Raw genomic sequence first — 14,636 nt, 5'->3', positions numbered from 1 at the left:
ATGGTTCTGAAATTACACCCCGCACGGAGAGCTCCTATGGCTGTTTTCATAAAGGTAAATGCACCATTTTTTAACCTATTCGACAGGCTACTTTTAAACACGCTCTAACAAACGAAAGAGAGGGTGAATATTCACCCTCTAAATATTATAGTGCCAATGATGCTGTCGCGCCGAAAGTTTTCCCTTCCGTCAGGTTGAAATCCACCTTTTGGTTTTCAATCAAAACACTGAAGCTTCCTCTTTCAGAAATCCACTCATTTTCCATCCCTACGAAAGCAAGGTCTTTAGCGGTTAATTGGAAAGCCACCGTTTTCTCTTCCTCTGGCTCAAGCATAATCTTCTCAAATCTTTTCAACTTCTTCACAGAAGGTGCGATAGTCGCATAATGATCAGAAATATACAGCTGTACAACTTCTTTCCCTGCACGGCTTCCGGTATTTTTGACCTTTACACTCACCTCAAGCGTTTCATCCGCTTTGATATTGGTTTTATTAACTTTCAAATCACTGTAGGTAAAGGTGGTGTAACTCAGACCATGACCAAATGGATATTGAATTTCCATGAAAGACTCATAATCATAAAGGCCTTCCATTTTCTCCTGGTTCTCCGCATGCTTATGATCGTAAGTCAACAAGCTATTGGCATATTTTGGGTAAGTATAAGGCAGTTTACCACTAGGATTCACCGCTCCGAACAAGACTTCAGCCAGGGCCTGCCCACCAAAGTTACCCGGCAAATAAGTTTGTACCACTGCGTCCATTTTGGACTCAAATCCACTGATCAGGCGCGGACGGCCTTCATTCAATACCAACACTACCGGCTTACCGGTTTTGGCCATTGCTGCTGCCAGTTCCTGCTGATTTTTGGAAATATTGACATCATGCAAATCGCCTGGCTTCTCCGTATAAGTATTTTCACCCAGACAAAGGACAATCACCTCAGCAGCCTGTGCTGCACGGATGGTCTTTTTCATATCCACCACTTCGTCCACATCATAATTCCCCTCTTCCGGATAAATAACGGATGGTTGATAAACCACATTTTGTGTACCATTCACTTGCTGAATAGCAGAAAGAATAGTTTGGTAGCCGTCTGCAAATTCTTTTACTTTCTCTCCCTGCCAGGAATAAGTCCATCCGCCATTTAAAGTACGCATACTGTGTGCGTTAGGGCCAGTCACCAACACTTTGGTCCCCTTTTTCAAAGGCAATACCGCATCTTTATTTTTTAACAAAGTGATCGACTCGCGAGCTGTTTCCAAAGCCGCATTTTCAAATTCCTTGCTGGCGAATTTTGGATAATCTTCCTGCTTGTCCATAGGGTTTTCAAATAATCCTAAGGCATATTTCACGCGAAGAATACGTGCCACCGCATCATCAATTCTTTCCATCGATACTTCCCCCTCTTTCACCAATTCAATCAAATTAGTGGTGAAATCATAGTTATAAGGCACCATCGCCATATCAATACCCGCATTGATGGCCATTTTCACCGCCTCTTTGTGACTATCAGCCACCTTATCACGGTTATGAATATTTTCAATATCAGCCCAGTCCGTCACTACTAGTCCATCAAATCCCATTTCTCCCTTCAAAAGGGTGGTCAATAGCTTATAATTCGCGTGTACCGGAATCCCATTGATCAAACCGGAGTTCACCATCACCGTATAGGCGCCCTGATCCACTGCTGCCTGGAAAGTCGGCAAATAAATTTCTCTCAGCTCTCTTTCCGGAATATAAGCCGGCGTTCTGTCTTTTCCAGAAGCAGAAGAATAACCCAAAAAGTGCTTCAAACATGCTGCCACACGGCCCTGCTTGGAAATATCATTATCGTCGCCCTGATAGCCCTTGATAATCTCAAGGCCCAACTGCGTATTCAGATAAACGTCTTCTCCGAAAGTTTCCCACATTCGCGCCCAACGCGCATCTCTACCCATATCCAATACCGGGGAAAAGTTCCATGGAATACCACCTGCACGAGTTTCATAGGCACAAACCTCGGCGCCCTTACGTACCAGCTCCGGATTCCAGGTAGCTCCCTGGCCAATCTGCTGTGGGAAAAAAGTAGCCCCGGCAGTATAGGTGGTTCCGTGAATGGCATCCACCCCATAAATCATCGGAATGCCGATCTCTTCCATGGATACCTTTTGCAGGTGCCCTATCACTTCATTCCACTTTTGGGTAGTTCGTGCTCTATTGTTTGCGGTGTTCAATACTGAACCCACTTTATATTTTTGAATGGCCTCCAATACCAATTGGGCATCCAGTTCCATTGGTTCGTCAGAAACAAAGGCGTTCTCTCCCTTGGTAATAACATCCACCGTAATTTGCGTCATTTGCCCTACCTTTTCTTCCAGGGTCAACTGACTTAAATGTTTTTGAATTTTCTGCTCAATATCCTGCTGCATGGGAATTCCCACTCCAGCCAATTTCTTTTCAACCTTGGCCTGTGGCTGACAGGAAAATACCGCCAAGGCACAAAGCATTAACCAACAATTACGAAACTTATTCATCTTCATCATCCTTTAATTCAGGGGGTAAACAAAAAGGTAAGAACAGCCAGCCAAACAAACTGGCTGTTCTTCTTATAGCAGGGATGGAAGCCAGCCCATACCCGCTGTCAGTCTAAAAATTCGAGTTTATTCTGCCTCTACAGGCTTCAAAATATGGAACCAACGGTTACCATCCTCGGCCAAAGAAGAGATCGACAATTGATCCTCCGTTAATTCATGCACTTTGTATTCCCGATTTGAACGAACATAGAATCCAATCCAGGCTTTGTCATTGGAACTATTCAATACCAAATATTTTCCATCAGCCCGGTCTTCAATGCTCCAGCCACCTGCATAGCCATCATAAGGGGCAAACATTTCCGCCGGATCCTCCGATCCTTCCGGATAAAAGTCTTCTGCTCCCGGGAAATCACTGCTGTAGCCGGCATTCACATAAACCCGACCATCCGTAAAATGCTCATAGCCAAAACCGAAAATATTGAAAGTATAAACATCGGTATACAAACCACATCCGCTACGGTCATCATCAAGAGCGATGCCCCACCAAATCGGGCTGTCTGCATCCCCCGGACCAATTCCCAAATGCCCGACCACGGACTTATTGATAACCCACTGTTTTCCATTTTCATAGTCTACGCCTCCGGTCAAATTATTATAATCCTTCCGATCCAACAAAGAATAATCATCTTCATCAATATCAACAGAGAAAGTAGTTGTCGCTTCTCCGGCTGCCGTAACGATGGTTAAAGCAATTTCATAATTCCCTTTCAAGGGATAGATCCCTTCCACTTGCTGGCCCTGGGTTTTCACTCCATTTCCTAAATCCCAAACACTCACAAATGCTGCCGGGTGAGTACTTTGAAAAGTATAGATATTATCTGATTCCGGATTCACATCCAGGGTAAAAGTCACCTCATCACTGGAAGGAGGAGTCCCCAAATCTTCTTTTGAGGGCTCATAAGGAGAACAAGAGAGGATGCTCACCAACAATAACAGGCAAGAAAAAAATCTTATATTCATCTTAATAATATTAAAAATCAAAAAATTAGTAACCTGCGTTTTGATTGAATTCAGGATTCAAATCCAATTCATATCGTGGAATCGGGAAGAATCCTTTTTTCGTCCTATCAAAATTCACCAAATAATTAGATTCCATTCCTACATCTCCCATCGCAGGCTCGTCCTCATTGGTTTCCATATTATAGCTAGTGACTGAAATTTTATTGGAAGCATAATCCAGGCCCTGGCGCAACAAATCAAAATAACGATGTCCTTCTAATGCCAGCTCCAGTCTTCTTTCCTGCAAAATATCCTCCTGGCTTATCGATGTCAGGCCAGCCAGTCCTGCACGCTCCCGAATAATATTCACATATTCCATCGCTTTACCTGCATTCCCTTCCGCCAACTGTAATTCGGCCGCCATCAGATATACATCTGCCAAACGGATATAGTGATAGTTCTGAGCCCAGTTCAATTCAACAGAACCGGAAATTGGCTCGCGATCAGCATGAGTTGAGTATTTGAAAGCAAAATAACCGGTATTGGTGTAGCTGGCTTCAAATGACCCTGCTCCCTCGGCATCCATCAACTCCTGGGCAGAAAGCAATGTCGCTGTACGACGTTGATCCTCATGAGAAAAGGAACGGGCCAAATCCTTGGTCGGAATACCAAATCCCCAGCCGCCTTTTAACAAATTGACACTATTATAACCTCTCGGACCCGACATATGGCATTGCATATTACCCATTTTTGCATCATGCCAGTCACCGCTACCATTGTCCACAAAAGGAATTTCAAACAACACTTCCTTGCAAAAATCTCCTTCGATACTGAACAATTCCGCGAAATTCTGCATCAATGTTGCCCCGGAATTATTCAGGATATCTTCCGCCATTGCCAAGGCATCCGCTCTTGAAAAACTACTACCATCAGCCACTGGCAAAGTCGATTGATTATAAAAACCAGTATAAAATAAAAATACCTTAACTAACTCTGCTTTTGCTGCGTACTGGCTCAAACGACCATTCTCCGGCGTGCTTTCTGACATCAGCTCGATGCCGTCCAACATATCCTGTGCTACTTGAGCATAGACAGATGCCGGATCCGCCTGTTGCATCCCCTGCCAGTCTTCCCCGCTTATAGGCTCCAGAATTAAAGGGATGTTCTCATAGAAACGCAACAATTCATAGTAGTAATGCCCTCTCAGAAAAGTCGCCTCGCCCAGGAAGTTATCACGATCCTTCACTTCACTCTCCATAAAATCAATCCCCTCATATTTAGAGATTAACATATTGGCGCGTGAAATTCCACGGTAGTTCTTTTTCCACATGGCACGAGGGGTATCCTCATCTGCAATGGCACGAAAACGGGCCATATTCTGCCAGGTCAACATATCACTGGCGGAACCACCACCGGCATACATATCATCCGACAGGATATCCGAAACCATTGCCAGTGGATGGTAGGAATGCGTATAATCTGATCGCAATGGCTCATAAATAGCGATCAAAGCCATATAGGCATCGCTGCGATTCTTATAAAAAGTATCTTCAGTCTGTGCATTGGTTGGGTCAAAATCTAGCCAATTCTGACATCCGCCCAGGAAAAGGCTTCCAACAACTAAAGCAAAAAATAGGGACTTAATATTCATGTCAAAAAAGATTAAAAATTAAGATTAACACCCATCATGATAATTCTTGACTGAGGGTAACCGCCCCGGTCCATACCATAATTAAAAATATCAAAACTCGCCAATTCAGGATCATATCCACTATAACCGGTGAAGGTGAAAGCATTCTGTACGGAAGCATAAATTCTAGCGCGGCTCAAACCAGCCTTTTCAGAAATTTCCGTAGGTAGCGTATACCCCAGCTGAATATTTTTAACCCTTAAATAATCTCCTCTTTCCAAATGCACCATATCATTCAGACGCGTATAATTTCTATTCTGATCTTCATGGGTCATTCTTGGATAGGAATTGGTAGAGCCTTCGCCTGTCCAACGGCCCAGGGTTGCTCCTCCGTAATTTTGCATATCCAAATCCCCCCGACGCATAATATTGGCAATATCAAAGCCAGCTGCACCCTGAAAGAAAATACTGAAGTCAAAATTCTTATAGTTGGCATTGAAGGTCAAACCAAAGTTCCAGTCCGGCACAGGATTTCCGATATTGGTGCGGTCTTCCTCTGTGATCACTCCGTCCCCGTTCATATCCACAAAGATGATATCCCCTGGCTTGGCATCCGGCTGAATCTGCTTTCCCTCCGCATTCACGTGATTGTCAATCTGCTCCTGATTCTGGAAAATACCGGCGGTTTTATAGCCGTAGAAAAATGGCAGTGCATAACCTTCCGCCATTCTCATATTCCCCGTATGCACGTGAGGTGCATCCCCATCGATATAGCCATTTTGGTTGGCTACTTCCAATACGCGGTTTTTGTTGTACGAGAAGTTACCCGTAATATCATAAGTGAAGTCTCCGGTTTTTTTGGCATAGGTCAGGTTAAATTCCACCCCCTGGTTCTGCACTGTTCCCATATTGAACAAAGGACTTTCCATTCCTAAATAATCCGGCATGGGTCTAACTCCTAACAGATCGCGAGTGGTTTTGGAATAATATTCTGCCGTCATCTGGATTTTATCCTCCAGGAATCCAAAGTCCAGTCCCACATTGGCCTGCTCAGAAGTTTCCCATTTCAAATCCGGATTAGCCATTCGATTAATCGCGATACCATTAATAATATTACCATTGACCGGATATCCATTGGCACGGTTGGCCAAAGAAAGATAGCCGAAATCTCCGATACTCTGGTTACCCACCTGTCCCCAGGAAGCGCGCAACTTCAGGAAGTTCAATCCCGCTACAGGAGCAAAGAAGTCTTCATTAGAAATGGTCCAGCCTCCAGAAACAGAAGGGAAAGCCCCGAATTTATTATTGTCACCAAAACGGGAAGACCCATCGCGACGAATAGTGGCCTGCACCATATATTTATCCTTGTAGGAATAGTTTACACGGCTAAAGAAAGAGGCTAATCGGTTTCTCCAAAACCAACCATTGGACTTTTGAGTGTCATCATTGGCGCCATTTTCTAACCATCCATAGTACCAACCGTCAGGACTGATGTCATTTCTGGACCCCCAGGTACCCTTGCCGGTATATTCCTGAATGGTATTCCCCAGGATCGCTGAGAAATCGTGTCCGTTAATCGTCTTTTGGTAGCTCAGGACATTCTCCCACTGAAAACCAACGTTGTCGTTCATCTCCTGCCATGCTGAACTATTACGGTTCATATTCACCACATTCATATACTGCATCGGGTTATACCCTCGTGAAAATGAATTATATAAATCCAGCCCTAAATCAGTTTTAAACTTTAAGCCAGGTAAAAGGTCTACCGTCAAATAAGCATTACCAATGATATTACGGTCGTTATGGGCATTGTGAGAATTTTCAAGCATGGCCATTGGGTTGGCAACCTCCCTCAAACCCTGATCAGAGATTCCATAATACTGTCCATTACTATTCATCACCGGATTATAAGGTAATCCCGCATAAATAGCAGCAGTTTCTGCATCCTGTATAACGGCCGGAGTAATTGGGTCGTGCAAGAAGGTAGAATTTAAAATGCCACCGAAATCGTTTTGTTCAGAAATTCCCGCTGATGATTTGGCCGCAATGGTCAGGTTTTGTCCGAAGGTTACTCGTTTGGAAAGCTTATGTTCCGAATTTAAGCGGAAAGTGATCCGATCGAAATTTGAATTATCAGCGTTTCCAACAATACCTTGCTGTCCAAAATATCCCAGAGAAATGGCAAAGGTAGAGACCTCGTTACCACCACTCAAACTCACCGCATGGTTCATGATAGGGGCATTATTACGGAAAACCTCATCCTGCCAATCAGTATCAGCATAACTTCCAAAAGAAGATGGATTAAAAATCGGAGAGGTAGCGCCATCATTATAAGCCGCCTCATTATGCAAGGTCATATACTCCTTCGCATTCAGGGTAGAGACTTTTTTCCAGGGACTCTGCATCCCGATATAGCCATCATAAGAAACCTGTAGCTTGCCGGAAGAGCCTTTCTTGGTGGTCACCAAAACTACCCCGTTCGCCGCTCTGGATCCATAAATAGCCGCAGAAGCCGCATCTTTCAATACTTCCATAGAGGCAATGTCATTCGGATTCAGAAAATCCAAACTTCCTACCTGCATCCCATCCACAATGTAGAGTGGCTGAGAATCCCCATTACTACCAATACCACGGATTTTAACGGAAATCGCTCCACCCGGCGCACCGGAATTAGTGGTGACGTTTACCCCGGCAGTACGCCCCTGTAAGGCCTGATCAACGGTAGCCACTGGCGTTTGGGAAATTTCTTCCGATTTAATGGAGGCAATGGCTCCGGTTACCACGCTTTTCTTCTGGACCCCATAACCTACCACGACCAACTCTTCCAGGGTTTCTACATCCTCTTCCAGAATAATATCGAACTGTGTCTGAGTACCTACTGCAACTTCCTGAGGCTTAAAACCCACAAAGGAAAAAACAATAGCACTTTCAGCACTGCTCACTTTAAAAGCAAAATTCCCTTCGAAATCGGTGATTGTTCCATTGGAAGTTCCCTTTTCCAATACGTTCACCCCAACGATGCCATCACCATCAGGTGCAACCACTTTACCAGTTACGGATAATTCTTGAGCGAGCGCTGGATTAAATAAAAGACAAGACAACCAAAACAGGCATCCTGATAATCCAATACGTCTCGTCAATGGAGTAAAAAAGTATTCCATGACTAAAAATTAATGTGATAAAAAATGTTGCAGCTGCATGACAAATATAGAAGAAGGGGGATGAATTATCAAAAACAAAATTTGTCATTTAATCTCATAATTTTTAGAATTTACAAGTTAAAAGTGGGTTACATAAATCTCTTAAGACCTCGATTACAGTTACTTACCAAAATCACATAAAAAGCGTTTTTAACTTTAAAAAACATGTATTACCTATTTGAAATTTTTATTGTTTAGGATCGGTTCAAAATGCACCCTATTTATGTATCCCAAATTGAATAATATTATTTACAATCAATACTTTTTTAATTTTAAAAGAATATATTATTAACCTTTAAATTATTTTATTTTAATTTTTTGTTAATGACTTTTAGACTGTTATAAATCTCCAAATTTTCATCTATCAATAGATCATCCAATAATACCCAATGGTTTTGCCCGCCGGGATATGGAAAAGCTATCTCTGTGGAAAGCGCTGACAGCAATTCACCATACTTTCAGGCCAATGGAACTCATTTCCACTGGTTAGGGATAATTAAAACCCATCAGAAAGTTTTGCCACCTAAAAAAGCCTCACCACTATCAAAATGATAGTAAAATCGGTTTTGGAGTAGCCGAAATTTTGAAAGGCGAAAAATAGTGAGGCCTGATGGAAGCGGAGAAAAAATAAAATGAGAAAATCCCTACCATTAAATTACGGTCGCTATCGCCAAAGCAGGAGGAGAGGTAGGGCGGGCTTAATCCGAATTAGAGCGCGTTTAAAAGCGAAAATTCACAGCGAAAATTTGATTATTGCAGAAACGATACCCGATTATTTTGAGAGAATAGCATCGCTATTGTTGAGAAATTATCCAAAATCGCTTCCAATAATTCGAATTTGCAGCCGGATGGTGTGCTTTTAAACACGCTCCTATTCACCGCTAAATTTAGTACCCAACAAAACTGCCTTAATATCTAATCACTATATCTAGGGTGACCCATTTTTATATAACCCAAATTTAGGCAAGCTTTCTCCTCATTTATCTACTTATTTGGAAAAAACTAGTATAGGAAAAATCCCTTCATTTTTCCCGCCTTACAGCTAAAGGAGGATTAAAGCATCAATCCTCCGGTTAAATTGATCTGCCCTTTCCTGTAGTGGATTTAAAGATCGAAATTAGTAAAAACAATATGCAGGCCGGCACGAAAAATATTCCTCTCCGTAAAACCATTGAAGCGGGCCTTACCCATTGATGTCGACTTCTAAAATAATAAAGATGGAAAGCTTTATTTTTCCTCCCCCCTATCCTTTCATGATAAAACCCTTTTCTTGGAGCGATTCCTTTACCTTAGAACGTTTAAAATTGCTGACTGAACTCATCATATTTATTGGGTTTCCGACTTGTGTATTTACCTGAAATAATTTTTTAATCATGAAACGAAAGCTACTTGCGCTTACTTTTTTTGTACTGCTCACGCAATGGGTCTGGGCCCAATCTGCCCCAGAAACTTTCTCCAATCCCATACTTTCCGGCTTTTATCCGGATCCCTCCATCTGCCGTGTCAGCGATACCTTTTATATGGTGAATTCCAGTTTTGAATGGTGGCCCGGATTACCGATCCATCAAAGCAAAGACCTGGTGAATTGGGAAAAAATTGGACATGGATTGCACCGTCCAGACCAAATCGTCTATGAAGCCGGTCTACGAAACTCGAATGGCATTTTTGCCCCTACGATTCGCTACCATGAAGGTACGTTCTACATCATCACAACCATGGTAGGGCAAAAGGGGAATTTTATTATAAAAGCAAAAGACCCGGCCGGCCCCTGGAGTGATCCGATTTGGATAGCCGATGCTCCAGGCATTGACCCTTCCCTATTTTGGGATGACGATGGCCGCTGTTATTACACTGGTGCCGGGATTATCGACAATGGTGGGAAAAATTGGCCTGGAAAAAATGGCATTTGGATGCAAGAAATCAATCCGGATACCGGAAAATTATTAGGAGACAAAAAACAATTGACCCATGGGCATGCGACAAATGCCCGCTGGGCGGAAGGTCCTCATCTTTACAAAATTGATGGAGAATACCTTTTGTTAATTGGAGAAGGAGGTACGGGAGAATATCATGCGGTCACTGTTTTCAATAGCAAAAACCTTTGGGGGCCCTATATTCCGAATCATGCCAACCCGGTGATCACGCATCGGCATTTAGCGAAAAGCCATCCGATTGGGCAAACCGGACATGCTGATTTAATACAAACCGTCGATGGCGCATGGTGGAGTGTAATGCTCGCAAAAAGAAATTTCAGTGGCTATACTCCCCTGGCGCGGGAAACCTTTTTGGCGAAGGTGAAGATGACGAAGCAGGAAAGCGGGATCACCCCCGTATTTAATCCAGGTAAAGGGCTACTGCTTCAAGAACAGGAAAGACCAGCATTACCCTGGACTCCGGTGCCAAAAATCCCGGAGAAAGATAAGTTTGAAAAGGTATCCTTAGGACTGGAATGGAATTTCCTGAGAACCCCTACTACGGATTGGTATCGAATCAAAGATAAAAAATTGGTATTAGATTTACGTGCTGAACAATTAACTGAATTTGTTAACCCTGCTTATATAGCCCGCAGAACCAAAGATTTTCAATATACTGCCAGCACGGCGATAAATTTTAAAACGCAAAAAGAAAATGAAAAAGCAGGCTTAGTGATATATCGCCGAAATGGAAATCAATACCAACTTTTAAAAGGAAAAGATGCGATAAGCTTGGTCAGGGTTTTTCAAAAAAATAATCAAGGACCCATCACCCCAGAAATTATTGCCTCGGTTCCTTATAAGCATTCAAAAATCGTTTTAGCATGTGAGGTCACCGGCTTAGAAGTGCAGTTTAAATATGGCGATACTTCAGAAACGCTAAAACCCATTGGAGCTGCTCAGGACTATCGTATATTAACAGATGAAATAGCTCAAAAATTTAATGGTGTCTATATCGGCATGTATGCAGGATCAGAAGGGAAAAAAAGCAAAAATACGGCTACATTTGATTGGTTTCAATTAAGTCCTCTTTCAATAAGTTTAATGTAATCGTAATATTTCAACTAAAAAGAGAAGCTATATTCATGGTGATCAAATCTTTTTTCACCATGAATAACTATCATTCCAATTATTCAATTTCTTACTTGAACGGTCCGGGAGCTTGAGCACCGATATCACATTAAGCAGCATTATTCCGGCTTAAATCCTCGTTTAGCTGCAAGACGGGAAAAATGATGGAGAAGTCCCCTATTGAAAGTTTTTTTACAAACGAAGCAGATAAATGAGGGAAAAGCAAGCTTGCTTAAATTTGACTATAAAAAAATTAGCAAATCCACCAAAAACGTATAGTCATTTAAAGCTGTATTGCGTCAACCTGAATTTGGCGGTGAATAATTCGGATAAAATCTTTTACCCATGACCCTTGGTGGTTACAAAAATCAGAGGTTTGGCGAAATAAGAGGGTATTTAAAAGCCAAAATTCGCAGCGAAAATTTGATTATTGCAGAAGCGATAAAGGATTATTTTGAGAGGATAGCATCGCTATGGTTGAGAAATTTTCCTAAATCAATTCCAATAATTCGAATTTGCAGCCGGATAGGGTGCTTTTTAACATGCTCTAAAAGACATTACCGTATTATTTCCACCACAGCCCATGCAGAAGATTACAACATTAATCAAATAAGGATAAGGCCTCGTTGATTCCAGTAACCATTTCACTGTCCCTCTTGAATGGTTTACAGCCTTGATTTTTTTTCCGTTTGTACCAGGAAAAAAATGAAAAGCTTGAACCTCCATCAAAAACAATCCTTCCAATTCACGAAAAAATCGGAAAACAAAAATACGGTATTTATTAAAAACAGCTCTCAAATCACTATCATTTTGATAGTGAAATATCGCAACATGCTGACTACTAGGTTTTTATGTGATTTTTCATTGAATACAACTCCAATTTTATTGACAGTAAATCAAAGCATAGACAATGAGCGCTTAAAAATAGCAACACCACCGTACTTTTGTTTTAAAACAAAAGTACGGTGGTGAAACCGCCCTATTTCAACTACTCATAACCCTCCAAATGGAACAAATAATTGCTGATGATCTATTGGTACTTAAATATCCGCCCCTAATATGAGCGGATCACTTCAGTAATATTTCAAATCACATCATACCTCTTGAATTATTGCCGAATGATGCCCCCTAAATTTACCCAGAAGGCCAGAGGCTAATTTTCAACGTATTGAGACCTTTTCTTTGGTTGTAAATAATCAAAAGTAAGAAAGTATACCTACTTCGGATAAAATATGGAGTCAACTAATAATCTCTCAATAAACTCAAGATTCTAATTGAAGGCTCTCCTCAATCTTTGCAATAATGACGTCCCGATCATACCGACGGAATAAATCAAGAATTTTATCCGCATCTAAGGAACAATGCATCAGTTCCTGATGGTAAGGATTACTGCTGCTAGTCGCCAAATACCTGGCATACTGACGATCATAAGCCTCATCCCCAAATTGCTTTCCTTCCAGCTGCTTTCTCTTAAAAGGAGACACTGTTTTTAAATAATCTTCAAACTGCCCCAAGAACTCACGTCCGGTCTGGTCTAAGTAAAACAAAAGTACGGCATCCAATTCCTGCTGAAAGCAACTCCTTACCATTTCAGTAAACTTAGCATCATCTGCCCGCTCCTGCTTCACTTGTTTCAGTCGATTGTTCTCTTTTTGGAAAGATTCCTGCGCTTTATTTTCTACAGCACCAAAAGTCAGGTTAACCTGCCCTTTTTTACGGTTTAACTCCTCCTTAGCGACCATTTTATGATAATAAGCAGCCTTACCCTTAATTTTATCCTTTCGGGCCTCCAGCTCGCTTAAAAACAGGCAAACCTGCTCATTGGTAATCCCACTCGCCAGATCTTTTTTGATATAATTCCGGATCGTTTTGAGACCAATATTGGATTTATCAAAAATCCGCGCCAAAAGGGCTTCAATTTCAGTATTGAAGGGAATAAAGGCAGGACCGCTACTTGAGGATTCTTTTTTACCGTCATTTTGTTTTTTATCCAAATTTCCAAAATGTAATACCACATCTGTAACGGATCTTCCAGACTTTACCTCTTGCATCAACTCTATGAAAATATCGCAATTATCATCAATGTTAATATCGTCTATCGAAGGAAGTAATACCCTGGTTTTGAACTGACTATACCACAGCGTCCCATCCTTTTTGCGGTATTTATTACTGCATATGCGGTCAGCCAAAACACTTACATTCCACTTCACCTTCAGTTCGGCGGCTCTTTTCTGGTTCAGTTCCAATCGACATAGCTCATACAAAGCCCAGGAATGACCTTTGGAAAGGAAATAAACATTCTTCAGCATATACTGTGTAAAGTTTCCTTCTTCGTAGGCGATCTTAAACTGGTCAATGATATGGTCATGGAGCTGAATATATAGGCCCCCATCTCCCCTGACTTCCTTTAGATTACCATCTCTTTCGATTTCTCCCAAGGTATCCACCGCGATGGGAAATTGACGCCCAAACATCCGGTTTTCAGTACCTTCCTGAAACAGAGAAATCGTAGTAGAGGCTAAATCGCCCAGTTGAATTCGCATATTCTTCATTTGCTGACCGGAAATCTCAGAGGTAGATTTTACTCCCGCCACAAATCGGGTATCCAGACGAATAAACTTCCCTTTTCCATCCCCCAGAGGATCTTCAAACTCGAACTCCTGTTCCCCTTTCAACGCCCTGACGGTGTTTATTGCCGCAAAAAGTATCATCTTATTTTGCATGGCAGAAAGGGAATTATGCTTCCCTTTAATTAAGTCGTTGTGCTTCTGGACTTTAGCATTTAATGGAATGACTTCCTTACTGATCCTCATCGATGAAAAAATTATTCTCCATCAAATATAACCGTATTTTCGTTTTTTAAAACCGTACTTTTGTTTTTTTTACACAGGATTGAGCATTTTCCATAGAATAAAACAAAAGTACGGTACCGTATATTTGTTTAAATAACCGTACTATGGTTTTCGGTAGGCCGTACTTTTGTTTTAAAAAACCGTACAATTGCTTTCCTAAACCGTACTTCTGTTCTCTCAGGCCGTACTTTCGTTTTAATAGTTCGAATTGATTGCTTGAAAATGAGTCATTTAGCCTGGCCTAATATTTAATATATAATATAGATAATAATCTAAAATTGATTTTGATTTAGAATAATGGCTTAATTATATGTTTTAAAAGTCAAGTTGAACCGTATTTTTGCTTTTTTAAGGATATTTAACACCTAACTACCGTACATTTGAGTTTTTAGAAGGAAA

6 protein-coding genes are annotated in these 14,636 nt (G+C 41.5%); 1 reads left to right on the top strand and 5 read right to left on the bottom strand.

The window, feature by feature from the left end; genetic code table 11:
- Positions 1-145: 145 nt before the first annotated feature.
- The 4 genes from AAA970_RS22815 to AAA970_RS22800 all read right to left on the bottom strand — a co-directional run bounded on the left by AAA970_RS22815 (position 146) and on the right by AAA970_RS22800 (position 8,302).
- Complete coding sequence (locus tag AAA970_RS22815) at positions 146-2,512, bottom strand: glycoside hydrolase family 3 N-terminal domain-containing protein (RefSeq protein WP_338239195.1); 2,367 nt, start codon at positions 2,510-2,512, stop codon at positions 146-148.
- A gap of 126 nt (positions 2,513-2,638) precedes the next feature.
- Complete coding sequence (locus AAA970_RS22810; RefSeq protein WP_338239194.1) at positions 2,639-3,532, bottom strand: hypothetical protein; 894 nt, start codon at positions 3,530-3,532, stop codon at positions 2,639-2,641.
- Between the two features lie 25 nt (positions 3,533-3,557).
- Positions 3,558-5,162, bottom strand: coding sequence for a RagB/SusD family nutrient uptake outer membrane protein (locus AAA970_RS22805; protein ID WP_338239193.1), 1,605 nt, complete (start codon positions 5,160-5,162; stop codon positions 3,558-3,560).
- An 11-nt stretch (positions 5,163-5,173) separates the two neighbouring features.
- The gene (locus AAA970_RS22800; protein ID WP_338239192.1) at positions 5,174-8,302 is read right to left on the bottom strand and encodes a SusC/RagA family TonB-linked outer membrane protein; all 3,129 of its coding nucleotides are present in this window, start codon (positions 8,300-8,302) and stop codon (positions 5,174-5,176) included.
- Positions 8,303-9,714: 1,412 nt separating this feature from the next.
- Between AAA970_RS22800 and AAA970_RS22795 the strand changes: the two genes are divergently transcribed.
- Positions 9,715-11,364, top strand: a complete 1,650-nt coding sequence (locus AAA970_RS22795; protein ID WP_338239191.1) for a glycoside hydrolase family 43 protein — start codon at positions 9,715-9,717, stop codon at positions 11,362-11,364.
- A gap of 1,283 nt (positions 11,365-12,647) precedes the next feature.
- Here the strand turns inward: AAA970_RS22795 and AAA970_RS22790 are convergent.
- Positions 12,648-14,198, bottom strand: coding sequence for a RepB family plasmid replication initiator protein (locus AAA970_RS22790; protein WP_338239190.1), 1,551 nt, complete (start codon positions 14,196-14,198; stop codon positions 12,648-12,650).
- Between the last annotated feature and the right edge of the window lie 438 nt (positions 14,199-14,636).

It is taken from the genome of Persicobacter diffluens (assembly GCF_036244895.1).
GTDB lineage: Bacteria > Bacteroidota > Bacteroidia > Cytophagales > Cyclobacteriaceae > Persicobacter > Persicobacter diffluens.
Note: the sequence above shows the minus strand (reverse complement) of the source record. Positions and strands in the feature narration are given on the sequence as shown.